Source organism: Stenotrophomonas sp. Ps181, from assembly GCF_025697425.1.
Taxonomy (GTDB): domain Bacteria; phylum Pseudomonadota; class Gammaproteobacteria; order Xanthomonadales; family Xanthomonadaceae; genus Stenotrophomonas; species Stenotrophomonas sepilia.
Map to the genome: position 1 here is coordinate 479,449 of NZ_JAHWBI010000003.1, position 26,073 is coordinate 505,521.

Here is a 26,073-nt window from a genome sequence, read left to right on the forward strand (position 1 = left end):
ACGGACGCACGGCGCACCGTCCTGGTAGTGCCGGCCGCTGGCCGGCAAACACCTTCACCCGCCGCGCACCCGCTCGGCGGCGGCCGCATCGATGGCTTCGGGCAGATCGGTTTCGCGATCGATCTGCGGGAAGTGGCGGCGTTCCATGCGACGGATCGCAAAGTGCATCCACGCCAGTGCAGCCGCCACCAGCACGAACAGCAGCATGAAGCAGCTGCTCCAGATGCCCACCGCGTCATTCAGCGCGCCAAACACGATCGGCAGGATGAAGCCACCCAGGCCACCGATCATGCCGACCACGCCGCCCACCGCACCCACGTGCTTGGGGTAGTACACCGGAATATGCTTGTAGACCGCGGCCTTGCCCAACGACATGAAGAAGCCCAGCACGAACACCAGCACGGTGAACATCACCACCCCGATGGCCAGATGGAAGTGGATCGGGCCATGGATGCCCTTCACCACATACTCGGTATCCGGGTAGGCCAGCAGGAAGGTGCAGATGGCCGACACGCCAAAGGTCCAGTACATCACCCGGCGCGCGCCCATCCGGTCCGACATCCAGCCACCGACCACGCGGAACAGGCTGGCCGGGATCGAATAGCACGCCGCCAGCATGCCGGCGTGGCCCACGTCCATGCCATAGGCGCCCACCAGGTAGTGCGGCAGCCACAGCGCCAGCGCCACGAAGCCACCAAACACGAAGAAGTAATACAGCGAGAACCGCCACACCTGCAGGTTCTTCAGTGGCGCCATCTGCTCGGCGAACGGCACCGGCTTCACGCCTTCGCGACGGCGCTGCTCCAGCGACGGGTCTTCCTTGCTGAAGAGGAAGAACAGCACCGCCGTGACGGCCAGCGCAACGGCCCAGACCTTGGCGACCATGGTCCAGCCGGCCGCCACCATCACCAGCGGCGCCAGCAGCTTGGTCACCGCCGAGCCGATGTTGCCGGCACCGAAGATGCCCAGCGCGGTGCCCTGCTTGCTGGCCGGGAACCACTTGGAGACGTAGGCCACGCCCACCGAGAAGTTGCCGCCGGCGATGCCCACGCACAGCGCGGCAATCAGGAACTGGGTGTAGGTCTGCGCATAGGTCAGCATCCAGGTGGCCACTGCGCCACACAGCATCACCAGCACCATCACCTTGCGGCCACCGAATTGATCGGACCAGATGCCGAGGAAGACCCGGCTGACCGAGCCGGTCAGCACCGGGGTGGCGATCAACAGGCCGAACTGGGTGTCATTCAAGCCGAGCTGTTGACTGATCTGGATGCCGATGATCGAAAAGATCATCCACACCGCAAAGCACACGGTGAAGGCGAACGTGCTCAGCCACAGCGCACGTTGCTGCTGCCCGGCACTGGCGGGGGCAAGAGCCTGGTTCATGAATTCTCCTCGTTCAAGGGGGTTCAGCCGTTATCCGCTTCGGCTTCGATCTCATCCAGCCCGCGCACCGGGTAGCGTTCCTGCAGCTGCAGCAGGTAGGCCTGCACTTCACGCTGGCGCACCTGCAGCTCCAGGTAGTCACGCAGCTGCGGCAGCACCGCCTCGAACGGCTGCGGCTGGCCTTCCTCGCGGGCATCGACGCAGACCACGTGGTAGCCCCAGCGTGATTCCACCGGGAAACCGGCCAGGCCCTCGCGCAGGCGGAACACCTGGCGGTCGAACTCCGGCGTGGTCTGCCCGCGCTGCAGCCAGCCCAGGTCGCCGCCTTCGCTGCTGGATGGGCAACGCGAATGGCGCAAGGCGAGATCGGCGAACAGGTGCGGCGACTCCTTCAGCAGCCCGACCAGCCGCTCGCCCTCGGTACGTGCGGCGAAGCGCCCGGCCACGTCGTCGGCCGGCGCTGCCAGCAGGATATGGCGCAGGCGCACGCGGTCGGGCGAGCGGAAGCGCTCCGGGTTCTGCTCGAAGTAGCGCCGGCAGTCCTCATCGGTCGGCACGCGGTCTTCGATCGCATCTTCCAGCAGTTGCTGGATCAGCACTTCCTCGTCGCTTACCCGGTTGCCCTCCGGCGCCTGCAGCCCAAGCCGCTGCGCTTCCAGGCGCAGCAGCTCACGCACCACCAGTGCACGTGCCGCTTCAGCACGAGACTGCTCCGGGCGCATCGCCCGGTGGTGCTGCATCTCGCGGGCGATGTCAGCCTCGCTGATCGCGGTCTCGTCCACGAACAGCCGGCACGGTGCCGGCTGCCCGAGCGAGCGCGGCCCCTGTGCCGCCGCGTCATGGTGGTGCGAATGCGCCTCGGCGGGAACCGGTGCGGCGGAGTCGATCACGGTGATCGGCAGGAATTTCGGCAGGCTGCCCATGGCTTACTCCCGCGGACCGTAGCGCAGCGTGGCCTGGCGGCGGCGCACCACCTGGTAGGGCCGCCACAGGTAACTGATCGGAATGCTCCACACGTGCACCAGGCGGGTGAACGGCGCGATCAGGAACAGGGTCAGGCCCAGGAAGATATGCATCTTGTAGACCCAGCTGACGCCCTCGATGTAATCAGCGGCACCGGCACGGAAGGTCACGATGTGCTGCGCCCACTCGGCCAGCTGCACCATCACCCCTCCGTCCAGGTGGCCGGACGAGATGCGGATGCTGTACAGGCCCAGGCACAGTTGGGCGAACAGCAACACCAGCACCAGGGTGTCACCGAAGCTGCCGGTAGCCCGAACACGCGCATTGAACAGGCGGCGTACCAGCAGGATGCTGATGCCGATGAAGCACAGTGCGCCGAACACACCACCGACCACCATCGCCAGCATCTGCTTCTGCGACGAGGTGATGAAGTGCTCGTACACCGCGTGCGGGGTCAGCAGGCCGACCAGGTGGCCACCAAGGATGGCCAGGATGCCGATGTGGAAGCAGTTGCTGCCGATCCGCATGCCCTTGTCCGACAACATCTGGCTGGAGCCGGTGCGCCAGGTGTACATGGCCTTGTCATAGCGGGCCCAGCTGCCGATCAGCAGCACCGCCACGGCGATGTACGGGTAGTACTGGAAGGCGAATTGATGCAGGGAATAACTCATGGCTGGACCTCTCGATGCGAAGGACGGGCCGGCGAACGCACGGGCGGCTTGCAGTCTTCGGCGGGGGCTTCGGCACCAAAGCGCACCGCCTCCTCCTCCCACAAGCGGTCCATGGCCTCGGCGGTATCGTCGCGGACTTCCTCGCTGGCACGCTGGCGCAGCGCCTGCAGATCGGCCTTGCCGTCACCGGCTTCGACCAGGATCTCGAAAAGCACCCGGTGCGGCAGCTCACGCTCGGCAGAACGTGCCGCCAGCATCCCGGCGATATGGCCGATGTGGTGCAGCCACTCGCGGGCCTCGCTGCCGGGGCGATGGGCCAGGAACTCCAGCAGCAGCGGCAGGTAATCCGGCAGCTCGCGTGCATCCAGTTCGAACCCGTTGCGGCGGTAGGTTTCGACCAGATCGACCATGGCCTGGCCACGGTCGCGCGACTCGCCATGGATGTGCTCGAACAGCAGCAGGCTCATCGAGCGGCCGCGGTCGAAACTGGCCAGCCACGCCGCCTGCGCATCCAGCGCATCGGTGGCCAGCAGCTGCTGCACGAAGCTGCGCAACTGCTGGCGGCGGGCGGCGTTCAGCGCCGGGTCGTCACAGGCGGCGAGCAGTTCCTCGCCGTGCTCCCACAGTTCTTCGCGGGGGTAGTCCAGCAGCACCCCGACCAGCTTGAGCACGCTCATCACACCACCTCCTTGCGGCGGTGGTTCGGCCCCTTGTCCACCACGAAGGTGGTGCTCTTGCGCTGGCCGAACAGGTCGGCCGGGCTGTCACCATTGCAGCCGTTGCCGAAGGTGAAGCCGCAGCCGCCGCGCTCGCCGAAGGCGTCGTTGGCGTACTCGCGGTGGCCGGTCGGAATCACGAAACGGTCCTCGTAGTTGGCGATGGCCAGGTAGCGGTACATCTCTTCCACCTGGGCGATGCTCAGCCCGGTCTGCTCCAGCACCGCGGTGTCTTCCACGCCGTCCACGTTCTTGGCCCGGCGCCAGGCACGCATCGCCATCAGCCGCTCCAGCGCGCGTACCACCGGTGCCTCGTCACCGGCCGTCAGCAGGTTGGCGAGGTAGCGCATCGGAATGCGCAGCGACGCCACGTCCGGCAGCTCGCCGCTCATGCCCACGCGGCCACGCTCGGCGGCGGACTGGATCGGCGACAGCGGCGGTACGTACCAGACCATCGGAAGCGTGCGGTATTCCGGGTGCAACGGCAGCGCCAGCTTCCAGTCGATCGCCAGCTTGTACACCGGCGACTGCTTGGCCGACTCCAGCCAGCTGTCCGGGATGCCCTCCTTGCGCGCGGCGGCGATCACCGCCGGATCGTTCGGGTCCAGGAAGATGTCCAGGTGGGCCTGGTACAGATCCTTCTCGGCGGCCACCGAAGCGGCCTCGGCGATGCGGTCGGCGTCGTACAGCATCACGCCCAGGTAGCGGATGCGGCCCACGCAGGTTTCCGAGCACACGGTCGGCTCACCCATCTCGATGCGCGGGTAGCAGAAGATGCACTTCTCCGACTTGCCGCTCTTCCAGTTGTAGTAGATCTTCTTGTACGGGCAGGCCGACACGCACATGCGCCAGCCGCGGCACTTGTCCTGGTCGATCAGCACGATGCCGTCTTCCTCGCGCTTGTAGATCGCGCCCGAGGGGCACGCCGACACGCACGCCGGGTTCAGGCAGTGCTCGCACAGGCGCGGCAGGTACATCATGAAGGTCTTCTCGAAGGCGCCGTAGATCTCCTTCTGCACCTGGTCAAAGTTGTAGTCGCGCGAGCGCTTGCTGAACTCCGAACCGAGGATCTCCTCCCAGTTCGGGCCCCACTCGATCTTCTGCATGCGCTCGCCACTGATCAGCGAACGCGGGCGCGCGGTTGGCTGGTGCTGGCTGTCCTTGGCGGTATGCAGGTTCTGGTAATCGAAATCGAACGGCTCGTAGTAGTCGTCGATCTGCGGCAGGTCCGGGTTGGCGAAGATCTTGGCCAGCATGCGCCAGCGGCCACCCGCGCGTGGCACCAGCTTGCCGGCGCGGGTGCGCACCCAGCCGCCGTTCCACTTGTCCTGGTTCTCCCATTCCTTCGGGTAACCGATGCCGGGCTTGGTTTCCACGTTGTTGAACCAGGCGTACTCGACGCCCTCGCGCGAGGTCCAGACGTTCTTGCAGGTGATCGAGCAGGTATGGCAGCCGATGCACTTGTCCAGGTTCAGCACCATCGCGATCTGTGCACGGACCTTCATCACACCACCTCCTTCGCAGCCGCAGGAACAGCCTCACCCGTCGCTCCTGCGCGTCCTGCGCCCGCGACACTCGAACTTCCTTGTTCATCGTCAAGCCAGTCGATCTTGTCCATCTTGCGCACGATCACGAACTCATCGCGGTTGGTTCCGCAGGTGCCGTAGTAGTTGAAGCCATAGGCCAGCTGCGCGTAGCCACCGATCATGTGGGTCGGCTTGAGCATGATGCGGGTCACCGAGTTGTGGATGCCGCCACGGGTGCCGGAAATCTCCGAGCCCGGCACGTTGATGATGCGTTCCTGGGCGTGGTACATCATCGCCATGCCCGGCATCACGCGCTGGCTGACCACCGCACGGGCGGCAATCGCGCCGTTGACGTTGAACAGCTCGATCCAGTCGTTGTCGACGATGCCGGCACTGCGCGCGTCATCCTCGCTGATCCACACGATGGGACCACCGCGCGACAGCGTCTGCATGATCAGGTTGTCGCTGTAGGTGCTGTGGATGCCCCACTTCTGGTGCGGGGTGATCCAGTTCAGCACGATCTCCTTGTTGCCGTTCGGGCGCTGGTTCAGCAGCGGCTCCACCGTGCGCGTGTTGACTGGCGGCCGGTAGCTCATGAAGGCCTCGCCGAAGTCGATCATCCACTCGTGGTCCTGGTAGAACTGCTGGCGACCGGTCACCGTGCGCCACGGAATTAGCTCGTGCACGTTGGTATAGCCGGCGTTGTAGCTGACGTTGTCGTCTTCCAGGCCCGACCAGATCGGCGAAGAGATGATCTTGCGCGGCTGCGCCTGGATGTCACGGAAACGGATTGCTTCGTGTTCCTTGCCCACCGCCAGATGCGTATGCTCGCGACCGGTGAAGGTGCCCAGCGATTCCCAGGCCTTCACCGCCACGTGGCCGTTGGTTTCCGGCGCCAGGTGCAGGATCACTTCGGCCGCGTCGATTGCGGTCGAGATGGCCGGGCGGCCCTGGCTTACGCCTTCTTCGTGCACGGTGTGGTTCAACTTGCCGAGGAACTCGACCTCGTGCTTCGTGTCCCAGCTCATGCCCTTGCCACCGTTGCCCTGCTTGTCCAGCAGTGGGCCGAGCGAGGTGAACTTGCGGTACAGGTTCGGGTAGTCACGCTCCACCACCGTCATCGACGGCATGGTCTGGCCCGGGATGGCCTCGCACTCACCCTTCTTCCAGTCGGCCACGCCGAACGGCATGCCCAGCTCGTTGGGGGTGTCGTGCAGGGTCGGCACCAGCACCAGGTCCTTCTCCACACCCAGCACGCCCGGCGCCATCTCGCTCACGGTGCGGGCCACCTCCTTGAAGATGTCCCAGTCGCTGCGCGATTCCCAGGCAGGATCCACCGCCTTCGACAGCGGGTGGATGAAGGGGTGCATGTCCGAGGTGTTGAGGTCGTCCTTCTCGTACCAGGTCGCGGTCGGCAGCACGATGTCCGAGTACAGCGCGGTGGTGCACATGCGGAAGTCGAGCGTGACCAGCAGGTCCAGCTTGCCTTCCGGCGCCTCGTCGCGCCACTTCACCTCCTGCGGCTTCACTGCGCCCATTTCGCCCAGGTCCTTGCCCTGCAGCCCGTGGCGCGTACCCAGCAGGTGCCGCAGCATGTACTCATGGCCCTTGCCCGAGGAACCGAGCAGGTTCGAGCGCCAGATGAACATCATGCGCGGGTGGTTCTGGCTGGCGTCCGGGTCGGCGAAGGCGAAGTCCAGCGAGCCATCCTTGAACTTGCCCAGCGCGTAGTCCGCCGGGGCCACGCCGGCCGCTTCGGCCTCGCGTACCAGCTGCAGCGGGTTACGGTCCAGCTGCGGGGTGCTCGGCAGCCAGCCCATGCGCACCGCGCGCAGGTTCAGGTCAGCCAGGCTGCCGCCGTACTTGCTGGCATCGGCCAGCGGTGACAGCAGTTCATCCACCTGCAGCTTCTCGTAACGCCACTGCCCGGTGTTGAAGTAGAAGAACGAGGTGCCGTTCATGTGGCGCGGCGGCTTGCTCCAGTCCAGCCCGAACGCGAGCGGCTGCCAGCCGGTCTGCGGGCGCAGCTTTTCCTGGCCCACGTAATGCGCCCAGCCGCCACCGGTCTGGCCCACGCAACCGCACATGATCAGCATGTTGATCAGGCCGCGGTAGTTCATGTCGTTGTGGAACCAGTGGTTCATGCCCGCGCCGACGATGATCATCGATCGGCCGTGGGTCTTGTCGGCGGTACGCGCGAACTCGCGGGCGATCTCGATCACCTCGGCGCGCGACACGCCGGTGATGCGCTCCTGCCACGCCGGCGTGCCCGGCACCATGTCATCGAAGCTCGATGCCACGTTGCCGCCGCCAAAGCCACGGTCGACGCCATACTGGGCCAGCAGCAGGTCGTAGACCGTGGCCACCAGCGTCTCGCCGCCATCGGCCGTGGCCAGCCGGCGCACCGGAATGTTGCGGTCCAGTACTTCTTCGGCCGGTGCAGCGGTCCAGCCATCGCTTTCAATGCCACCGAAGTACGGGAAGCTCACTGCCTCGATGCCGTCGTTGGCCTCGGACAAGCTCAGGCGCAGGCGCGTATCGGCGCCATTGCTGGCCTTCTCCTCGATGTTCCAACGACCCTTCTCGCCCCAGCGGAAACCGATCGAGCCGTTGGGCACCACGATCTGGCCGCTGTTCTCGTCGTAGGCCAGGGTCTTCCAGTCCGGGTTGTTGGCTTCACCCAGCCCGCCCAGCTCACTGGCACGCAGGAAGCGGCCCGCCACCAGGCGGCCATCGTCGCGACGTTCCAGACGCACCAGCATCGGCATGTCCGAGTACTGGCGGCAGTAGTCCTGGAAATACTGCGAGGGCGAATCAACATGGAACTCGCGCAGGATCACATGGCCGAAGGCAAAGGCCAGCGCCGCGTCGGTGCCCTGCTTGGGGTGCAGCCAGTGGTCGGTCAGCTTGGCCAGCTCGGAATAGTCCGGGCAGATCGCCACCGTCTTGGTGCCGTTGTAGCGCGCCTCGGTGAAGAAATGTGCATCGGGCGTACGCGTCTGCGGCACGTTCGAGCCCCAGGCGATGATGTAGCGACTGTTGTACCAGTCGGCCGATTCGGGCACGTCGGTCTGCTCGCCCCAGATCTGCGGCGAGGCCGGCGGCAGGTCGCAGTACCAGTCGTAGAAGGACAGGCAGGCGCCACCCAGCAGCGACAAATATCGCGCACCGGCGGCGTAGGACACCATCGACATCGCCGGAATCGGCGAGAACCCGACCACGCGGTCCGGACCGTACTGCTTCACCGTATACAGGTTGGAGGCGGCGATGATCTCGTTGGCCTCCTCCCACTGCAGGCGCACGAAGCCGCCCATGCCGCGGCGGGTCTTGTACGAACGCGCCTTCTCCTTGTCCTCCACGATGCTGGCCCAGGCATCGACCGGAGCCTTGCTCTTGCGCGCTTCGCGCCACAGGCGCAGCAGCGTGCCGCGGATCAGCGGGTACTTCAGACGGTTGGCGCTGTACAGGTACCAGGAATAGCTGGCGCCACGCGGGCAGCCACGCGGTTCATGGTTGGGCAGGTCCGGGCGCGTGCGCGGGTAATCGGTCTGCTGGGTTTCCCAGGTGACCAGGCCGTTCTTGACGTAGATCTTCCAGCTGCAGGAGCCGGTGCAGTTCACGCCGTGGGTGGAACGTACGATCTTGTCGTACTGCCAACGGGCGCGGTAACTGTTTTCCCAGTCACGGCCCTCGCTCTTGGCAAATCCATGGCCATCGGCAAAGGTCTGGGGGTCACGCTTGAAGAACTGCAAGCGATCGAGGAAATAACTCATCGGGGATCTCCCTTTGCGGACATCGGCATCGTGGCTGTGTGTGTCATCTGGCTGCGGTGCGTTTTCATGTCGTCAGCAGGGTGTCTCGGCACCGCGCCGGTAGTACCACCACCAGGTCACGGCCAGGCAGGTGACATAGAAAACAACGAATCCGTACAGCGCCATGTCGGGGCTGCCGGTCAACGTAATGGACGAGCCGTAGCTCTTGGGAATGAAGAAGCCGCCGTAGGCGCCGATCGCACCGGAGAAGCCGACCACCGCGGCCGATTCGATGCTGGCCTGGTGCGCGGCCGTGGCCTTGCCCTCGGCGTTGTCGTTGGCCGACCAGCGCTCATGCAGGGTGCGGAAGATCACCGGGATCATGCGGAAGGTGGTGCCGTTGCCGATGCCACTGAGCACGAACAGCGCCATGAAGCTGAGCAGGAAGCCATGGAAGTTGCCGGCCTGGCCATCGCTGGGCAGGAAATGCAGCACGCCGAACACTGCCGCGATCATCAGCGCGAACACCCAGAAGGTCAGGCGTGCGCCGCCCCAGCGGTCGGCCATGCTGCCACCCACCGAGCGCATCAGTGCGCCCAGCAGCGGGCCGATGAAGGCGTAGGCCAGCGGGTTCACGTCCGGGAACTGGCTCTTCACCAGCATCGGGAAGCCGGCCGAGAAACCGATGTAGGAACCGAAGGTGCCGATGTACAACCAGCACATCAACCAGTTGTGCTTGCGGCGGAAGATCACCGCCTGCTCGGAGAACGACGAGCGGGCACTGGTCAGGTCGTTCATGCCGAACCAGGCCGCGATGGCGCACAGCGCGATGGCCGGCACCCAGATGAAGCCGGCGTTCTGCAGGAACAGCGGCGCGCCCCCCTCCACTGCAGGCTGCGGTGCACCACCCAGCGCACCGAACACGCCCACGGTGATGACCAGCGGAATCACCGCCTGCGCCACCGACACGCCCACATTGCCCAGGCCGGCGTTCAGGCCCAGCGCCAGGCCCTGCTTCTGCTTGGGGTAGAAGAAGGAGATGTTGGACATCGACGACGAGAAGTTCGCGCCACCGAAGCCACACAGGATCGCGATGGCCACGAACACCCAGTACGGGGTGGCCGGGTCCTGCACGGCAAAGCCGAGCCAGAGCGTCGGCGCCAGCAGCGAGGCGGTGGACAGCGCGGTCCAGCGGCGGCCGCCGAAGATCGGGATCACGAACGAATAGAAGATGCGCAGGGTCGCGCCGGACAGGCTGGGCAGCGCCACCAGCCAGAACAGCTGGTCGGTGCTGAAGTTGAAACCGATCTTCGGCAGGCTGATCGACACCGCCGAGAACAGCACCCAGACCGAGAAGGCCAGCAGAAGCGAGGGGATCGAGATGACCAGGTTGCGGGTGGCGACCCGCTTGCCGGTGCGCTCCCAATAGCCGGGGTCCTCCGGCGTCCAGTCGCTGATGACGCGACCGGGACTGGCAGTGCTGCGGACAACAGGATCGCTACCGACGGTCATACATGGCTCCAAGGCTGTGGAATGACGTGGGTACTGCGTTTCAAGTTGTGACCCGTCGTCATGCAGCCATTAGGCCGTGCAGCACGGACGACGGGGTTGATCTGGATCAATCAAGGGCCGGTTTCCACCCTGCCCCTGACAAATGTCAAACCGATGAAGCGGTGCTGCGGCGGGTCACCCCGCGCTGGCGCACGCTGTCGCGCACGTCCACATCGAACTGCAGCTGAAGCTGGCTGCCATCTTCCAGGGCAATCTCGAATGGCAGGCCATCGCGGCACGGCAGCCGTCCCGCCAAGGCCTCGACGGCCGGGCGCGGCAGTACCAGGCGACAGAAGTTGCCACCATCGAGCAGCACCGGCTGCTCGCCGCCATGCAGCGACACCGCCATGCCCCAGCCCTCGATACCGCCGAAGCGGGTCATGTTCTCGACCGATTCACCGGCCAGCAGGCGCGCCAGTTCGGCCTCGTCCAGGCGAAGCCGTACCGATTGGTCCTGCAACTGCACTTTCATGACGCAACATCCTCCCATTGTTCGGGGGTATTGCAGTTGACCAGGCAGGCTTCGTCAACGCTTTCCAACGCCAGCACGTGCATCTGCAGGCGACGCTGGAAAGCCTGTACCGAGCGGGGCCCTTCTGGATCATCCAGCATCGCGGCCAGCACGCTACGAGTGGCATTGTCCACATTCAACAGCATGGGAAAGGGATGCCCGTCAAAGATCGTGCATGCGCCCATACCCACCCCAGCCAGCCGTTGCAGCAGCCGTGGTGCCAGCAACGGCGTGTCCACCGCCACCACCCAGGCCTGGCCATCGGGCATTTGCTGCATCACGCTGTGCAACCCACCCAGTGGGCCGCAGCGCGCAATCTGATCGGGGATGCCACCGAAGGCCGGATAGTCACCGCTTACCCATACCCGTTCGGCACCAGCCTGCATCAACAGGCCCCGCATGTGCTCCAGCAGCGTGCGGCCCTGCCACGGCAGCAGTGCCTTGTCGCGGCCCATCCGGGTGGACAGGCCACCGGCCAGCACGATGCCGTTGATGCTCATTGCAGTAGAGCCACGCAATGCGTGGCTGCGCCGGCCGGATGCATGGGAAAGGCCCCATCCACGCATGGCGTGGATCTACTGAATCCCATGGCCGCCCGAATGCCCCGCAGTAGAGCCACGCCATGCGTGGCTGCGCCGGCCGGATGCGCGGGAAAGCCCTCATCCACGCATGGCGTGGATCTACTGAACCCCGCGCTGCCCTGAAGGGTGGGGTCAATGCCCGTGGTCGTGCGCATGATCATGGGCATGTGCGGGTTCGCTGTCCGCGTGACACAGGCTGCAGCCCTCGCTCCACTCGCTGTCGCCGTCCTCGTAATGCTCCTGCTTCCAGATCGGGCACTGGTGCTTCACCACCTCGATCAACTGCCGGCAGGCGCGGAACGCCTCGTCACGGTGCGGGCTGCCGGCGGCCACCACCACCGCCACATCACCAATGCCCAACCGGCCCTTGGCATGGGCCACATACAGCTTCAGCTTCGGACCGAACGTCGCCTCGACCTCTGCCGCCAGGCGCTTGAACTCGTTCAACACCAGCGGCTCGAACAGGTCGTAGGTGATCCCGGTCACCGGCCGGCCGATGTTGACGTCGCGCACCTTGCCGATGAACACGTCGATGCCGCCGAAGCCCGGATCGGAGACCGCAGCGATGCCCTCGGCCGGATCGATCGCCGCCTGCGCGCGGTCCACCACCTTCGCGATGATCTTCTCGCTCATCGCTCAGCCCCCGCTCACCGGCGGCAGGATCGCCACCCGGCCATCGTCGGGCAGCGGCTCGTGGTCGCGCAGCACGCGTTGCTGATCGGCGAACGCCGAATAATCCAGCAGGCCGGCACGGAAACCCGGCCAACGCACCGGCAGCAACTCGCGCAGCGCCTGGCGCAGATCGGCCACGGTGCCACCGGCCACATCCACGACGATCTCGCGGCTGGCATCCAGATCGGAAAACGCACCGAACAACTGCAGATTCACCTGTTTCATCATGACTCCTGGCTCACCAGCTGCACCGGTTCGTGGTGACCCCAGCCTTGCACGCGCACGAAGGTGCCAGCGCTGGCCAGGTCTCCCTCGGCCTCCAGCACCACCCAGGCGTTGGCCTGCAGCATGGACATCAAACGGAACGACTCCTGCCCGGACAGCACGCGCGCACTCAGGCGCCCCTGCCCATCCATTTCCACCCGCGCACGCGCGTGGAAGCGCAGGCCCGGCGGCTTGCGCACGTCGGCCTGCAGCGGCAGCTGCAACATGACTTCCGGCGCCAGCCCCAACAGACGGCGCAGCACCGGCTCGACGAAGAAGCGCTGGCCCACGGCAGCGGAGACCGGGTTGCCCGGCAGGCCGAAGTACAGCGCACCATTGGGCAGCACCGCGAACAGCAGCGGCTTGCCCGGGCGGATCGCCACCTTGTGGAACACGATGCGCGCACCACGGCCGCGCAGCGCATCGGGAACGAAATCGTAGCGGCCAGCCGACACCGCGCCGGTGCTGATCAGCACCTGCGCGCCAGCGGCCAGCGCTTCATCCAGCACCCCATTGAACGCGGCCACGTCGTCGCCCACCGTGCCCTGCCAGACAACCTCGGCACCGGCGGCCTGCAGGCGACCGACCAGATACGGCCGGTTGCTGTCACGGATCTGCCCGGACTCCAGCGTCTGCGCCGCCTCGGTCACCAGCTCCTTGCCGGTGGCGATCACCGCAGCCTTCGGCCGTGCCACCACCGCCACCTGGCCCACGCCGATGGCATGCAGCAGGGTGCGCGCATTGATATCCAGCACCTGCCCGGCCTGCAGCACGCGCTCGCCTTCGCTCACGTCCTGGCCGCGCAGGCGCACGTGCTGGCCCGGCTTCACCGATGCCTTCAGGGCGATGCGGGTCGGGCGTCCCTCCTCGCTGGCGAGGATGTCCACGTTCTCGACCGGTACCACCGTATCCAGCCCCGACGGCATGCGCGCACCGGTCATGATTTCCCAGGCACCCTCGCCGCCCTCGGCGCCGGCATCGCCGGCTGCCTGCCAGCCCTGCACCGCGAATTCGGTACCGGCCTCGAATGTCGCGCCGTTGGCGCGCAGCGCGAAGCCGTCCATTGCCGAATTGTCGAACGGCGGCAACGACTGCCCGCTGTGGATGTCACTGGCCAGGGTACGGCCGCCGGCCTCATGCAGCGGCAGGCGCTCGGCCGGCAGCGGCGTGGCCGCGTCCAGCAGGTGCTGCAAGGCATCGCTGTAGGCAATCATCAGTGGCCACCACCCTCGACCATCGCCAGGGCGTGGCCCAGTACCGGCGCCAGGATGTCCAGGCACTGCGCCGCCGCCTTCGGGCTGCCGGGCAGCGCGAACACCAGCATGTTGCCCAGCTGCACCACCTCGGCGCGGCTCAGCCAGGCCATCGGCGTGTGCTGTGCACTGAGTGCCCGCACCATCTGCGCCAGGCCATGCACCGGCCGCGCATTCAACGAACGCAGCGCCTCCGGGGTCAGGTCGCGCGGGCCCAGCCCGGTACCGCCGGTACACAGGCACAGGCGCACGCCCTCGGCGGCCAAGGCCTGCAGGCGGCCCGCCAACGGCTCGATGCCATCGGGCAGTACCTCGGCGGCTACCACCTCGCCCCCCAGCTTCTTCAGCCCGATCACCAAGGTCGGGCCGGAGACATCTTCATAAATGCCTTCGCTGGCGCGATCGCTCAGCGTGATCACCGCGCAGGCCGCGCCCTCCAGGCCTTTCGGCGCACGCGGCTTGAAACGCGCGCGCTCAGCATCGTCCATGCCGTCGGGGTGCAGCCAGACACCGCGCTTGCCGCCTTCCTTGAACAGCAGGCGGATGCCTTCGATGCGCAGGGCCGGTTCCACCGGCTTGCTCAGGTCGTACAGGGTCAGCAGCGCCGCGTTGACGCCGGCCAGTGCCTCCATCTCCACGCCGGTGCGCGCCTCGCTGGCGCACTCGCACCACACGCGGATCGCCTGCCGCTCCGGCACCGGCGCGCAGAACACCTGCACCAGTTCCAGCGGCAGCGGGTGGCACAGCGGCATCAGCATCGACGCCATCTTGGCGCCCTGCAGGCCGGCAATCTCGGCCATCACCAGCGCATCGCCCTTGGGCAGGCGGCGCTCGACAATCAGCGGATAGGCCACCGGACCGGCATGCAGCTCGCCCACCGCCACCGCACGACGGCGGCTGATGCGCTTGTTGCGGACATCGGCCATGTGGAAGGCCGCGTTCAATTCCCCACTCATCGTGTTGCTCATCCTCCGATGGAGGCCAGGTGCGGGGTCAGCCCGGTCTGGCCCTGGTGCAGTCCATGCCCGGCCGCTTTCAGGCCAAGCTGGGTGGTGATGCGTGCCAGCAGCGCGTCGTGGTCCTCATCGCGCTGCAGCAGCGGGCGCAGCGGCACGCCAAACTCGCCGAACAGGCACAGCCGCAGGTCGCCCTTGGCGGTCACCCGCAGGCGGTTGCAGCCCTTGCAGAAGTCACGCGAATACGGGGCGATGATGCCGATGCTGCCGCGATGGTCGGGGTGGCCGAACTCGCGTGCGGGGCCGGCATCGGCGGCGCGCGGCCGCTCGTGCCAGCCAGCGGCCAGCAGCTGCTCGATCACCACGTCGGCACGCAGGTGGTGGCGCTGGAAATAGGCTTCGTTGTCGCCGGTGCGCATCAGTTCGATGAAGCGCACGCTGAAGGGCCGGTCACGCAGGTAATCCATCCACTGCGGCAGCTCGTCGTCGTTCAGGCCACGCAGCAGCACCGCGTTGAGCTTGATCGCCGGCAGGCCCAGCGCCTGCGCCAGGGCCAGGCCCTGTTCGATCTCCGGCAGGCGGTCATGCCCGGTGATGGTCTTGAAGCGTTCGCGCTGCAGGCTGTCCATGCTCACGTTCAGCGCGGTCAGGCCGGCCCGGTGCCACCCTGGCAGGCGCCGCGACAGCAGCGTGCCGTTGGTGGTGATGGCCACCTTGCGGATGCCCGGCACCGCTGCCACGGTGGCGATGATCTCGTCCAGATCCTTGCGCAGGCTGGGCTCACCGCCGGTCAGGCGGATCTTACTCATGCCCAGCGCGGCAAATGCACGCACCAGCCTCGCGATTTCATCCACCTGCAGGAAGCGCGGGCGGCCATCGGCCTGGTAACCGTCGGGCAGGCAGTAGCTGCAACGGAAGTTGCAGGCTTCGGTCAACGACAGGCGCAGGTACGGAAAGCTGCGTCCGAAACCGTCGGTGAGTTGGCTCATGGCTGGTCCACCTTGTTGCTCCACCGTCTTGCCTGTGCCCGGAACGGCCCGGATACCCTCGCCTGCTGGAACGATTGCCAGAGTACGCGGCCTTCAGTTCCATGGGCATGACTTAAATCAATCGTCTTCGGCCCCGCGCGGCAGGCGTTGTGGCAGCATGCGGCTTTCCGTGCAGCGGGCGTGTGACAACCCTCATGATGATGAACGATTTCCAGCAAATGCTGCATGCCGCCGGCGAGCAGGCTGAACCGCAACGCCTGCTGTTCGTATTCGTGCGCGCCGAGCTGCCCGAATCGCCCACCGGTGACCAGCGCGACCGGCATGACCGCCGCGAGGGCGGCACCCTGTCGCCGGTGCTGTGCGTGGACAAGCTGCCGGCCGAGGTGCCCAGCTTCCAGGCACTGGCGACCGAGTCGACCACCACCGGCGTCGACTGGGACCTGGTGTTCGTGGCGGCGCTGGACGGCCGTGGCGGTTTCGCGCCCAACAGCGACGAAGCCGCGCGCCCGCTGAAGCTGATGGTCAACGCCATCCATGACGGTCAGATCGGCCGCTTCGCCGCCTTCGACCGTGGCGGCGAGCCCGTTCAGTTCTATTGAGCCACCAGCTGCAGGGTCAGGAAGAAGATCACCAGCACGGTGTTCAACCCCCAGGCGACGGTCAACCCGCGCGCCGCCACGCCCAGGTTGGGGTTGTGCGCGGTGGGCGCCGCCCGCCAGACCGCCGGGATGATCCAGCCGGTATAGAGCAGCAGCACGGCAAATACCCCCAGCAGCAGCGTGGTGCGCTGGTTGGCCAGGGCCCAGAGGGCTACCGCCCACAGAATGTTGCTGGGAATGACGCCCTGCAGCCAGAACACACTCCACAGGCGGGAACGGCCCTGGGTGTCGGGGGTGGGGTGCAGCGAAGCGGTCGCGGTCATAAGTCTCCTTCTGGTTAGGAAACGTGCTGAACAAGCCTGCGCTTGGTGGCTGGGAACGTCAACCCGAGTCGCACGTCACGCTTTGACGCCTGTAGCGGCGGGCCATGCTCGACTCAGGCCCTTCCCTTCAGAGCCTGTCGTCATCGCCCCTCGCCCCTTGCTCCCTAACGTCCCCCAACCTCGACATCTGTCGCAGATTGCACGGTGCGGGCGGATCACCGCGCCAGCCAGCACTGGCGGTGCTTAACAGCGTGGGAGAATGCCGAAAGCGTCTCCAATCGAGTGATGTTTGCAACTCTTCTGATTGGCATTGCACAGCGCCAGGGGCTCAGATGGCGTGCCACCGGAAAAGCGTGGCCGGGTTTCGAATCCCGAGTTGGTCCTGAGTGATTGCGCTTGCCAGTCGGCGTCCACATTCCGTGGCGCCGGCTGGCAATCCGTCTGCCGGCTATGGCGGGCGGTGCGTGGGGGCGTTCGCGCCCACCGGCTTGGGACCAACCCGGATTCGAACCACGTACCGTCCGCCACTTTTATGGGTGGCGGCTACCGATTGCCCTGCACGGAGCCTTGCCATGAACGAATCGGACTTCCCGCATCTGCACGCTTATCGCAACACCGCCGGCGACGACGGTTCGCCACCGGCTGCGCCTGCTGTGGACAGGAACACCTTCATTGCCAATCTCCACCGCATCGGCTCCGGTGCGGCGGCCGACGGACAACCCTGGCCGGAGCGTCACCAGCTGCCCGGCCGCTGCCTCGCCCTGGCCGACGCCGATTGCGCGTTGACCGGGTTGCGGGTAGTGCTGGAAATGCTACTGGCAGCGGAACGCACCCGCCAGAACGGCGAACCGGAAGAGTACGTGGGCGACCGGGTGATGGAGGGGTTGGTCATGGCCTGCCAGTCGTTGTGCGCGCAGGCGGTGGTGCGGTTGCAGCCCGAAGGGTAACGGCCATCTGCCATGCCATTCAGCGAGGATCGCTTCCCGCCCGACACGCCGTCGGCGCAGCGCCCTTGTCCGGGGGAACCACATGTACATTCCAGCGATCTGCCAAAGCGCGTTCGACGCGGACAGAAAATGACCGTGCCTGGGCGCGCATCTTCCCTTCAGAAAAGCCGACAGCTATCTCGAAGCGATCCAATCCGAGATTCCCCGCCTCCAGTCCAGAGCCATCTTCCCGCTTCACTCCGACGTAGATGACGGGGCGCTTCATGTCCACCTTTGCCCTGGCAAGCTGGCGATCCAATTCAGCGCTGCCATCAAAGAACTGCATTCCTTCGTCCTTGGCGATAGAGCTGAGGGTCTGCTTGAACCGATCCACGCCCTCTTGGTCATGCACGCAGAACTGGATCATCTTGAAGGGCCGCTTTCCTAGAGCCCATGCGCCGCAAGAGAATCCAAGTCCGACTCCAATCAGAAGTAGTGCTGTCAGGATCCTCACCTTCATCAAGGCTCCAATATGCAAAGTGTGGCGGCCAACGCCGCCGCAGAGCCCAAAATCATGATCTACAAGTACATCTCCGCTCGGTCTTCTCAGGCAGCTCCACCGCCTGCGCTGCAGCCACAGTAGGCCATGGAGCCGATATCCCATAGGTCCTCCCGCAGAGTCGTCACCGCGGCCCAGCAATCTTCCTGCCGAACGCCAGGGCGCTTGAAGCTTGCCGGACCATCCGATCTTCTTACACGGCCCTCCCATTCGTGAACACGGACCAGTGGCAAGGTCGGTTTGACACATACCCGAACCCACACGACGCTCGGCCGGAAAGTGCCGAACCAGGCACCGGGAAAGGAGATCGCCACGTGCCACTCACGCATTTCGCTTACTAGGTGAGACCGCCCAGCCACCTATAACTTTATTCCGCTGTAAACAAGGCCCAGCTCTTCATCGCGCATGACCCAGCGGCCAGCATTTCCCTCCGGACACAGATAGAACTTGCCGCCATAGCTTGACGCTCGCGACCACGCGTTGCGGGCAAACTGAGGAAATCTCCGCATGACTCGCGCGTCGGACATCTCCGGCCTGCTCACTAGCCTGCAGTCTTCGGGCAAAGCAAGAACCCCACTGGTAAGGCGGAAAACCAGCCACGATTCATTTGTGTCCATGTCGTGCGACTCGCGTATGTTGACTGCGTCCTCAGGCAACCATGAAGGCAACCACTTCGATTCACCGATTGCTTGTCTTGAGACGGCTTGGTTGCGGTCTGCATACTCGGTGCTGGCAACTTCCATGCAACCAGAAAGTGTGATTGACAGCGTCACGATTGGGAGCAGCTTGGCAGCGTGCATTTGAGGCGTCCGAGTCATCAGTAGGGGAAGCTTCCACCCGGACGATAGCTCCCGCACATCTGCGAGCAACTCCCCGTACGGTTCATTTGTCCAGATGATCGTCCGAGGCGATTTGCCAGCTGCCGATGCTCGATCCCACCATATTCCCAGTTCTTTGGGAATGGACTTGCACCTTTGGGCCTACCCACGCAGGCATTAGGAACCCTCTTTTCCAGTAACGCCTTATGGTTTCGCTCATGCATAACGGTGCATATCTTGTCGCAGCCCGAATTGCAGACACTGACCAGGAACCCTCCATTGCCATCACAAGTCACCATTCCCAGTTGTCCGCCACACGTACTTGTGTCGAACACAGGCTCAAGCCCAAGTGGGTCAACCGCGCGAAGCGGAGAGGCACTCGAGTACCCGTAGGCGGAGATGCCGCCGGACAGGCCTATGGGATCCGCTTGCGTATAGCGTCCGGTCGCAGCGTCGTATTCCCGCTGGTAGTTCCCGCCGAGGTGGTCAGCGCGGCCATTACCGGTGGCGCCGCAGGCATAGGATCAATTCAGCGCGGTCGAAATCCAAGGCTCTGCGGCGATTATTCATGGCGTCCCCAGGAACGCTCGCCTTAAGTAAACCGACGCCCCGCAAAATGCGACCGCCCCCACAAGCCAGCTTCCAAGTAATAGCGACGGCCAAAGGTCTGCTACCAACGCCGTTGCTCCGAATCTCTCAAGGCTCTGTAGAAGCAAGCGCCCCCCCCCATCAATTGCCAGATTGGAAGAAGTGACAGCCACGACCCCGAGTACAAGACCAGCGATCACCCCCACCACTAAACTTCGCGGGATGCGGCGCATACTTTCGCATCGAGAGAGCGCATAGAATGTAACCGAAAGAAGTAGTGAGAGAAGCAGTACGTATGGAACTCGCATCGCTCCTATCTTCATGAAAGCGGATATCCATATCCATCCCGCAGAATTCACAGAAACAGATAGAGTGAAGCATATCAATGATGAGATAAGCCTATCCTTCATTTGACTGGACATTCTGCCGCCTTTGCACTCTTGTGAAGAACACCCGGGAAGAGTGTTTGCTTTATCCCACACATTCCATCCAACGCGCCGGACACGTGGCTCGCACACCAGAAGCCACGTGCATCCCCCCACTCCTCCGCGTTCGCAATGAGAGTTAACTCTTGCTCCGGAGTCAAAGGGATTACCGTTAATTCAACTCGGCTACCAGTTCCCACCTGATACTTTTTGTAGCTGGCCAAGCTAGCATCGCGCCCCTCAAATAGCCCACCGGTTCCTCGACGACCACCAGGTGCGTAGGTGCCGGAAGGGTCGTACAGGAAATCAGGCTTGCCAGGTATCGAAACATGAATCGCCGAATGGTTTGCAATACCGAAATCGTATGTCGTTATTAGCGTCGTCGTCAGCCCAAGCGGATCAGTAAATCGGGCGGGGTTCGAGATCACGTAGCCATACGTACTGATGCCGGCGTTCAACCCAACGGGATCGCTCTCCACGTATCTGGCCGACGCCGGGTCATAGTCACGGAAGTAGTTGTAGAACAACCCACTCGCATCCGTCGCCTGCTGCCCCGGGAAGCGCAGCGCCAGTTCAAACGCCACACCATCGCCATCCGGATCGGCACTCGGAATCTGGTTGCCGAACACCTCGCTCTTGTTGCTCCACTCCCAGATCGCCACATCGCGCGCCGCGTCGATCACCACACGCGGCGTACCCAGATGATCCGGCTGGATGTAGGCCAACTCCGGCACACCTGCGCTTGGCACGCTGATCAGCGCCACCGGGTAGTTGTCCAGCCAGATGGCTTGCTGCTGTGCCTGGCCCGTGGCGGAATAGTTGCCCAGCCACTGCCCGGCCTCATCGTACAGGGTGATCTGTGCTGCGCCACCAACCGGGGTACGCAGCACGCGCTCACCGCGGTGGTTGTAGGCGTAGCTTTCCAGTACGGCATTGCCTTGCTTCACCGCGTTCATGCGGTTGGCATCGCTGTAGGTGAACGTCTTGCTGCCGATGCTGGTCGTGTTGCCCGCTGCGTCATGGTTGCGCGCTTCGCCGTCCACCGCAGTCAGGCGGTGGCTGGTTGCGGGATAGGTGTAGCTGGCGGTGCCTGCCGAGGTGGTCAGCGCGGTCCGATTACCAGTGGCGTCATACGCATAGCTTTCAATCGGCGTGCCGGTCGCGCCGTCCTGGGTCTGGGTCAGGCGACCCAGCGCGTCGTAGGCGTACTTGGCCAGCACCGTCGAGCCTGTGCCGTTCTTCAGCTCGGTGATCGAACCGACCGGGTCGTAGCCGTAGCCCAGCGACAGTCCGCCCGCGGCCGGGTCATGCACCGCCTGCGGGCGGTAATCCAGATCCAGCGGACGCTGCAGCTGGCGGCCGTTGCCATAGGTCCAGCCGGTCGCCGGGCCGAAGGCCGCATAGGTCACGTTGTTCACCACGATCTGGCGCGCTTGGCCGGGGCGGGTCAGGCCGATCTGGCTGATGCGGCCCTGGGTATCGCGCACGTAGTCGGCCACGCTGCCGTCGGGGTAGGTCAATGCGGTCAAGCGACCCGACTTGCTGTAGGCATAGCGCAGGGTGGTGGCCACACCATTGACGGTCTGCACCTTGCGGGTGACCTGGCCGAAACGGTCATGGCAGTACTGGGTGCTGCCATTGGCGTGCAGCACCTGCCCCAGGCGGCCCTTGGCGAAGCGCTCGTCGGCGGCACAGGCGGCCGGCGCCACGTCATAGCTGTAGCCCACGTCCAGATTGGGGTCCGGATAGGCGATGCCGATCAGGCGGTTGAGCGCATCGTAGTGATAGGTGGCGGTGACGCCGCGCGCATCGGTGGCGGTCTTGCGGTTGCCGGCGGCGTCCACGGTGAAGCTGCTGGCGCCACTGTCCGGGCTGACCTGGCCGGTCAGATCACCGAAACCGTTGTAGGCGTAGGTGGTATGCAGACCCTTCGGGTCAGTGACCTGCGTGACCTGGTCCAGCGCGTTGTACTGGCTGCGGATCTCGGCGGCCACGCCACCCACGTCCTGCAGGGTCTGGGCCAGGCGGTTCAGCGGATCGTACTGCTGGCTGGTCACGCGCTGCAGGGCGTCGGTCACCGTCTGCGGGTTGCCGTTGGCATCGTAGGCAAAGCCGGTAGCGTGATTGCCTGCGTCATTCAGTGCGGTCAGCTGGCCGAGCGTGTTGAACGTCCGCGCCAAGGTGCGACGTAGCGTGCCGCCTGCATCGAGCGTGTCTTCCTTGAGGCGATTGCCGGCGTTGTCCAGCATGTAGTGAATCGTGTTGCCCGCGTTGTCCTCGATGTCGGTCAAGCGCAGCGCAGCATCGTAGAAGTAGGACACGCTGCTGCCATTCGGCTCGGTGATTTTCTGCACCTGGCCGGTTGGCCAGTAGCTCAGCTGGGTGACCCGATCCTCGGCCGTGGTCGCACCGCGCACGGTGATGGAGGTCGGCCAGCCGCGGGGATGGTAGGTGTAATCAGTCACCACGCCGTTGGCGTCCTTGACCGACAACGGCCTTCCGAGTGCGTCGTAGGCCAGGGTCTCGACCGTCTGGCCCAGCGCATTGGTCACGCTGCGCAGGTCGCCCTTGCGATAGGTGCAGGCACCGCTGGTCGCGCATCCCGCGTCGTCCGCCGGGTAGTAGGTGTAGGTAACGGCATCAACCACATCCGTGCGCGGGCCATCCACGCTCTTCAGCAGCCCTTCCACCGGGCAGCTCCCTGCCGCAGCCACGTCCGCGGCTTCGCAGTAGGTGTAGCTGGTGATGCGGGTCTGACCGGACGCGATATCGGTCACCGTGTTGGTTATCGGCTGGCGCTGGGCATTGAAGGACGTGCGGGTTTCACGATTGCCGATCCGGGTGGTCAGTACCGCATTGGTTTCGACGTCGCGCGCGGTGGTCACCACCCGCTGCTCGGGCAGGCCGAACGCTTCGGTCACGGTATGGATGCTGACGGCACGACCGCTCACCGGATCGGTGCCCTGCGCATAGGTGTGCTTGGTCTGGATGCCGCGACGATCAGTGTAGGTATCCAGGCGCCGGCGGAAGTCGACACTCTGGTCGTAGTAGGTCCGGCTGACAGTTCCCTGCGAATCACTCAGGCCGGTTACCTTGCGCGACGGCGCGGTGTCGCCGCCGGGTGTCAGGGTGTAGTCGGTCTGCCGCCCAAGCGCGTCAGTCACGACTGCACCGCCGTTGGGGCTGTAGGCGAGCGTCACGCCATCGGCACCGCCAGCGTGCTGACTGGAGATAACACGGCCGATGGAATCATAGGTAAAGGTACTGTAGCGACGCCCGTCTTCGGCGGTGATGCCGGTCAGGTGCTGGGGGAAGTCCTGGTTCTCGTAGTGATACGTGCGTACACCGCCACCCGCATAGGTCACCGTGGCGACCTGGTTCTGCGGCGTGTAGGTATAGGTGGCGAGCGCAACGCCCTCGACCAGCACCGAACTGATCAGCGCCTCATAGTCATTGGACTGATAGACGAACTCCAGTGTGCGGCCACTGCTGTGGGTGACCGCCGCAAGGCGGTCGTTGTCGTCGTAGATGTAGGTCAGCGACGTGCCATCCGGGAAGCGCTTGGCGGTCAGACGTCCGTCCGCGCCGAAGGTCGAGATGGAGCCCGCCGAGTACAGTGTCCAGTTGCCGTTCTGGACCAGACGGTCACCACTGTCGTCGTCCGCCTCATAGGCTTGGCCGATCTTCTTGAATGCACGCTGGAAACCGGTGCTTTCAATGATGCCCACACTGTCAACGCCGTCCAGTGCCAGGTGGGCGCCCAGCGAATGGGTCCAGCCATAGCCGAAGCCACCGGAGGACGTGGAGATGCCAGAGTGATAGAACCGCGTCAGCGCGATCCAGCCCAGATCGAAGTCCGGCGCGATCTCGTACTTCTCGCCCGTTTTGACATCACATGGGTTGCCGACATTGCCGTCGCAGGTACCGCCGTTGGAGGCCGGGTCCTTGTCGGGAATCGGACTCATGTTCGCCGCTGTATCGTTGCGGGACATGGGGCAGCTACCGTTGCCGCCGTCCTTGTCGCATTTCTGCGACTTCGAGGTGATGGTCGCAACGAAGTCCTCGTTGACGCAGGCGTTGTGCTTGTTGGACCACTGCGTAAGCGGAACAGGGCAATCAAGGCGGCGCTTGCGGCCGAAGGCCGCCTGACTCACGTGGGGCGTGCAGGGCGATTCGGCTGTGTTCTGCCCAATCATACGCATGATCTGATAGTACCTGGACTCGACCACGCCCTCCATTTCGGGCACACCCGAGAACCAGTCTCCATTTGGAGTTACAGCAGCCCCCGGACAGACAGGATTGGCGGCCTGGACGCCCGCGAGATAGCTCGCGACCATGGCCTCTTCACTGGTAAATTCCGCTGTGCTCAGATAGGTCCAGTCTGGATCCGAGGGTTGCGCTTTTCCCATCCAGTAGGTGATCGACGTATTGCCGTTCAAGTCCACAACTTTCGACTTGATCTTGTCGACAGACTGCCAGCCGAACTGGAACTCCGGCGGGAATGAGCTGGGTGCGGGAAGGCTCTTGATCGCCTGCACCGCCTGCTGCTGGGTCTTGTACTGCGTCGAATTGCCGCCGGGCTGCGAAATGCGCCAGGTAATCTTGCTTTCCTGCGCCTGCGCCACAGCAGGGGCGAAGCAGTCAACGGCGATGATCGCCAGCACGGCACACGAAATGGTCTTCAGTCGTTCCAACATCCCTGTTCTCCTTCCTGGACGAACACAGCGCCGGCAGGAACGAGAACGCGGAGCTGTGCCCCGCGTCATGCATCGGATCGTCCCTGGTCCGGAATGCGAAAGTGCCACATGCCGCCTTTATCGTCGAGGACGCTTGCACATTCAAGTGTGGAGTCGCGTAACCGGTCACAGATTCAAGCATCCGCGGCCATTCAGCGGCCTACGCCCGGCTCCCATGACTTCCTCTACAGTGAGTCCGTGTTCATAGCTCACAAAACTACCAGCACAATCTCCCACACACGCCCTGCTCTTCCCGGGCTTCACGCGCGGCTCGCACCGCTACCTGGCAACCGGCCACACCCTCCAGCGCGAGGACCCTGCTGCGGTGGTGGCCGCGATTCAATCGGTCTCCGACACCTCGAAGTAGCCGTTCCAGGCAACGGCTTCGCCCGTTGTTCCCCGCTACTGCCCGCGCAGGCGCACCGCGAAGTACCGCGCCGGGGAAAGGCCAAGCGCTTTCTTGAACATCGTGATGAAGGCCGTCACCGACTCATAGCCCAGCGTCTCGGAAACGCGTTGTACGGGTGCACCCGCAGCGAGTTCACGAATGGCGATGAGCAGGTGCAGCTGCTGCCGCCAGCGCCCGAAGGACAATCCCGTTTCCCGTTCGATGAGCCGGGTCAACGTCCGCTCGCCCAGGGCCAGGCGCACGGCCCACTGGCCGATGGTGCTGCGGTCTGCCGGATCCGCCGACAGCGCCGCCGCCAACGCCCGCACCTTCGGGTGATGGCTGACCGGCAGCGACAGATGCTCGGCCGGCATCTGTACCAGCTCGTCCAGCAACACCCGCGCCAGCCGGTCGGTGTGGCTGCCATCCGGATAGTCCAGCGGCGCGTCGGCCAGGTGCAGGATCATCTCGCGCAGCATCGGCGAGATGGCCAGCGTCACGCACTGCATGGGCAGATCGACGACGCCGGGCTCGACGAACAGATAGCACAGGCGCGCGTTGGCGGTGGCGCGGTTGCTGTGCGGCATGCCGCCCGGAATCCAGACGCCACACTGGGGCGGCACGATCCACAGCGCATTGGCGACTTCGCAGGTCACCGCCCCATGCAGCGCAAGAATCAGCTGGCCCTTTCGATGCTCATGCACCGGAATTTCCGCGTCGTGCTCGGCCACCTGCAGGCGGCTGGCAACCGCCGGGCGATCGGTCTCGTCCGGGTCCAGGTCAAAGCCGGGGAGCGAAATGCGAGCCATTCTCACATTGACCGGTTTTAGCGATTGATTGTCATTGTAGCGAAATTCGCCAGTGCGGCCGATCACTAGCATGAGCCGCATGCACTCCCCCACTCCTGCCCGTCCCCACGT

At 64.8% G+C, this 26,073-nt stretch carries 20 protein-coding genes and 2 pseudogenes; 3 read left to right on the forward strand and 19 right to left on the reverse strand.

The window, feature by feature from the left end:
* Positions 1–54: 54 nt before the first annotated feature.
* From KXV01_RS09100 to moaA, 14 genes are all read right to left on the reverse strand, one after another.
* Positions 55–1,386: a nitrate/nitrite transporter gene (locus KXV01_RS09100; protein WP_012480466.1), complete on the reverse strand. Its 1,332-nt coding sequence runs from the start codon at positions 1,384–1,386 to the stop codon at positions 55–57.
* Positions 1,387–1,409: 23 nt separating this feature from the next.
* On the reverse strand, positions 1,410–2,309 hold the full coding sequence (locus KXV01_RS09105) for a peptidylprolyl isomerase (RefSeq protein ID WP_099495775.1): 900 nt from the start codon (positions 2,307–2,309) through the stop codon (positions 1,410–1,412).
* A gap of 3 nt (positions 2,310–2,312) precedes the next feature.
* Complete coding sequence (gene narI / locus KXV01_RS09110) at positions 2,313–3,020, reverse strand: respiratory nitrate reductase subunit gamma (protein ID WP_010485313.1); 708 nt, start codon at positions 3,018–3,020, stop codon at positions 2,313–2,315.
* On the reverse strand, positions 3,017–3,697 hold the full coding sequence (narJ, locus tag KXV01_RS09115) for a nitrate reductase molybdenum cofactor assembly chaperone (protein WP_263467724.1): 681 nt from the start codon (positions 3,695–3,697) through the stop codon (positions 3,017–3,019). Before narJ ends, narI begins: the two co-directional genes overlap by 4 nt.
* On the reverse strand, positions 3,697–5,241 hold the full coding sequence (gene narH, locus KXV01_RS09120; RefSeq protein WP_049439033.1) for a nitrate reductase subunit beta: 1,545 nt from the start codon (positions 5,239–5,241) through the stop codon (positions 3,697–3,699). Before narH ends, narJ begins: the two co-directional genes overlap by 1 nt.
* Positions 5,241–9,035, reverse strand: coding sequence for a nitrate reductase subunit alpha (locus KXV01_RS09125; RefSeq protein WP_049439034.1), 3,795 nt, complete (start codon positions 9,033–9,035; stop codon positions 5,241–5,243). The genes narH and KXV01_RS09125 overlap by 1 nt, the downstream gene beginning before the upstream one ends.
* 72 nt (positions 9,036–9,107) lie before the next feature.
* Entirely contained in the window at positions 9,108–10,526 is a 1,419-nt protein-coding gene (locus tag KXV01_RS09130) for a NarK family nitrate/nitrite MFS transporter (RefSeq protein WP_111096227.1), read from the reverse strand.
* Between the two features lie 145 nt (positions 10,527–10,671).
* Positions 10,672–11,037 carry a hypothetical protein gene (locus KXV01_RS09135; RefSeq protein WP_099495776.1) on the reverse strand — a complete coding sequence of 122 codons (366 nt, stop codon included), beginning with the start codon at positions 11,035–11,037 and terminating at the stop codon, positions 10,672–10,674.
* Positions 11,034–11,576: a molybdenum cofactor guanylyltransferase gene (locus KXV01_RS09140; protein WP_111096226.1), complete on the reverse strand. Its 543-nt coding sequence runs from the start codon at positions 11,574–11,576 to the stop codon at positions 11,034–11,036. Before KXV01_RS09140 ends, KXV01_RS09135 begins: the two co-directional genes overlap by 4 nt.
* Positions 11,577–11,789: 213 nt before the next feature.
* Positions 11,790–12,290 (reverse strand): molybdenum cofactor biosynthesis protein MoaE, encoded by a 501-nt coding sequence (locus KXV01_RS09145; RefSeq protein WP_075677996.1) that lies wholly within the window; start codon positions 12,288–12,290, stop codon positions 11,790–11,792.
* A 3-nt stretch (positions 12,291–12,293) separates the two neighbouring features.
* Positions 12,294–12,554 carry a MoaD/ThiS family protein gene (locus tag KXV01_RS09150; RefSeq protein ID WP_099495778.1) on the reverse strand — a complete coding sequence of 87 codons (261 nt, stop codon included), beginning with the start codon at positions 12,552–12,554 and terminating at the stop codon, positions 12,294–12,296.
* Positions 12,554–13,807: a gephyrin-like molybdotransferase Glp gene (glp, locus tag KXV01_RS09155; protein ID WP_111096225.1), complete on the reverse strand. Its 1,254-nt coding sequence runs from the start codon at positions 13,805–13,807 to the stop codon at positions 12,554–12,556. The genes KXV01_RS09150 and glp overlap by 1 nt, the downstream gene beginning before the upstream one ends.
* On the reverse strand, positions 13,807–14,802 hold the full coding sequence (moaCB, locus tag KXV01_RS09160; protein ID WP_111096224.1) for a bifunctional molybdenum cofactor biosynthesis protein MoaC/MoaB: 996 nt from the start codon (positions 14,800–14,802) through the stop codon (positions 13,807–13,809). Before moaCB ends, glp begins: the two co-directional genes overlap by 1 nt.
* 8 nt (positions 14,803–14,810) lie before the next feature.
* On the reverse strand, positions 14,811–15,791 hold the full coding sequence (gene moaA / locus KXV01_RS09165) for a GTP 3',8-cyclase MoaA (protein WP_099495781.1): 981 nt from the start codon (positions 15,789–15,791) through the stop codon (positions 14,811–14,813).
* Positions 15,792–15,985: 194 nt separating this feature from the next.
* Between moaA and KXV01_RS09170 the strand changes: the two genes are divergently transcribed.
* Entirely contained in the window at positions 15,986–16,390 is a 405-nt protein-coding gene (locus tag KXV01_RS09170; protein ID WP_099495782.1) for a ribonucleotide reductase subunit alpha, read from the forward strand.
* Here the strand turns inward: KXV01_RS09170 and KXV01_RS09175 are convergent.
* The gene (locus tag KXV01_RS09175) at positions 16,384–16,713 is read right to left on the reverse strand and encodes a hypothetical protein (RefSeq protein WP_005416862.1); all 330 of its coding nucleotides are present in this window, start codon (positions 16,711–16,713) and stop codon (positions 16,384–16,386) included. The genes KXV01_RS09170 and KXV01_RS09175 overlap by 7 nt on opposite strands.
* 572 nt (positions 16,714–17,285) lie before the next feature.
* On the opposite strand from KXV01_RS09175, the gene KXV01_RS09180 reads away from it, so the two are divergent.
* Entirely contained in the window at positions 17,286–17,660 is a 375-nt protein-coding gene (locus KXV01_RS09180; RefSeq protein WP_099495783.1) for a hypothetical protein, read from the forward strand.
* A gap of 19 nt (positions 17,661–17,679) precedes the next feature.
* Here KXV01_RS09180 and KXV01_RS09185 read toward each other — a convergent pair whose 3' ends face one another.
* The 3 genes and pseudogenes from KXV01_RS09185 to KXV01_RS09195 form a co-directional block, all read right to left on the reverse strand.
* On the reverse strand, positions 17,680–18,159 hold the full coding sequence (locus tag KXV01_RS09185; protein WP_258390887.1) for a hypothetical protein: 480 nt from the start codon (positions 18,157–18,159) through the stop codon (positions 17,680–17,682).
* Between the two features lie 856 nt (positions 18,160–19,015).
* A pseudogene (locus KXV01_RS09190) lies at positions 19,016–19,489 on the reverse strand (RHS repeat-associated core domain-containing protein); the annotation flags it as partial.
* Between the two features lie 521 nt (positions 19,490–20,010).
* Complete coding sequence (locus KXV01_RS09195) at positions 20,011–24,726, reverse strand: RHS repeat-associated core domain-containing protein (protein WP_263467725.1); 4,716 nt, start codon at positions 24,724–24,726, stop codon at positions 20,011–20,013.
* 277 nt (positions 24,727–25,003) lie between these two features.
* On the opposite strand from KXV01_RS09195, the pseudogene KXV01_RS09200 reads away from it, so the two are divergent.
* Positions 25,004–25,132: pseudogene (locus KXV01_RS09200) on the forward strand (alpha/beta hydrolase); the annotation flags it as partial.
* A 35-nt stretch (positions 25,133–25,167) separates the two neighbouring features.
* Here KXV01_RS09200 and KXV01_RS09205 read toward each other — a convergent pair.
* A complete protein-coding gene (locus KXV01_RS09205; RefSeq protein ID WP_262256969.1) occupies positions 25,168–25,962 on the reverse strand; it encodes a helix-turn-helix transcriptional regulator in 795 nt (264 codons plus the stop codon).
* Positions 25,963–26,073: the final 111 nt, after the last annotated feature.

What these genes read in the sequence shown, in the direction of transcription:
- KXV01_RS09100 (WP_012480466.1), bottom strand. Translation starts at nt 1,386, where the DNA reads ATGAACCAGGCTCTTGCCCCCGCCAGTGCCGGGCAGCAGCAACGTGCG.
- KXV01_RS09140 (WP_111096226.1), bottom strand. Translation starts at nt 11,576, where the DNA reads ATGAGCATCAACGGCATCGTGCTGGCCGGTGGCCTGTCCACCCGGATG.
- KXV01_RS09195 (WP_263467725.1), bottom strand. Translation starts at nt 24,726, where the DNA reads ATGTTGGAACGACTGAAGACCATTTCGTGTGCCGTGCTGGCGATCATC.
- moaA (WP_099495781.1), bottom strand. Translation starts at nt 15,791, where the DNA reads ATGAGCCAACTCACCGACGGTTTCGGACGCAGCTTTCCGTACCTGCGC.
- KXV01_RS09175 (WP_005416862.1), bottom strand. Translation starts at nt 16,713, where the DNA reads ATGACCGCGACCGCTTCGCTGCACCCCACCCCCGACACCCAGGGCCGT.
- KXV01_RS09105 (WP_099495775.1), bottom strand. Translation starts at nt 2,309, where the DNA reads ATGGGCAGCCTGCCGAAATTCCTGCCGATCACCGTGATCGACTCCGCC.
- KXV01_RS09125 (WP_049439034.1), bottom strand. Translation starts at nt 9,035, where the DNA reads ATGAGTTATTTCCTCGATCGCTTGCAGTTCTTCAAGCGTGACCCCCAG.
- moaCB (WP_111096224.1), bottom strand. Translation starts at nt 14,802, where the DNA reads ATGAGTGGGGAATTGAACGCGGCCTTCCACATGGCCGATGTCCGCAAC.
- narJ (WP_263467724.1), bottom strand. Translation starts at nt 3,697, where the DNA reads ATGAGCGTGCTCAAGCTGGTCGGGGTGCTGCTGGACTACCCCCGCGAA.
- KXV01_RS09180 (WP_099495783.1), top strand. Translation starts at nt 17,286, where the DNA reads ATGAACGAATCGGACTTCCCGCATCTGCACGCTTATCGCAACACCGCC.
- KXV01_RS09130 (WP_111096227.1), bottom strand. Translation starts at nt 10,526, where the DNA reads ATGACCGTCGGTAGCGATCCTGTTGTCCGCAGCACTGCCAGTCCCGGT.
- KXV01_RS09145 (WP_075677996.1), bottom strand. Translation starts at nt 12,290, where the DNA reads ATGAGCGAGAAGATCATCGCGAAGGTGGTGGACCGCGCGCAGGCGGCG.
- narH (WP_049439033.1), bottom strand. Translation starts at nt 5,241, where the DNA reads ATGAAGGTCCGTGCACAGATCGCGATGGTGCTGAACCTGGACAAGTGC.
- KXV01_RS09185 (WP_258390887.1), bottom strand. Translation starts at nt 18,159, where the DNA reads ATGAAGGTGAGGATCCTGACAGCACTACTTCTGATTGGAGTCGGACTT.
- KXV01_RS09135 (WP_099495776.1), bottom strand. Translation starts at nt 11,037, where the DNA reads ATGAAAGTGCAGTTGCAGGACCAATCGGTACGGCTTCGCCTGGACGAG.
- glp (WP_111096225.1), bottom strand. Translation starts at nt 13,807, where the DNA reads ATGATTGCCTACAGCGATGCCTTGCAGCACCTGCTGGACGCGGCCACG.
- KXV01_RS09150 (WP_099495778.1), bottom strand. Translation starts at nt 12,554, where the DNA reads ATGAAACAGGTGAATCTGCAGTTGTTCGGTGCGTTTTCCGATCTGGAT.
- KXV01_RS09170 (WP_099495782.1), top strand. Translation starts at nt 15,986, where the DNA reads ATGATGATGAACGATTTCCAGCAAATGCTGCATGCCGCCGGCGAGCAG.
- KXV01_RS09205 (WP_262256969.1), bottom strand. Translation starts at nt 25,962, where the DNA reads ATGGCTCGCATTTCGCTCCCCGGCTTTGACCTGGACCCGGACGAGACC.
- narI (WP_010485313.1), bottom strand. Translation starts at nt 3,020, where the DNA reads ATGAGTTATTCCCTGCATCAATTCGCCTTCCAGTACTACCCGTACATC.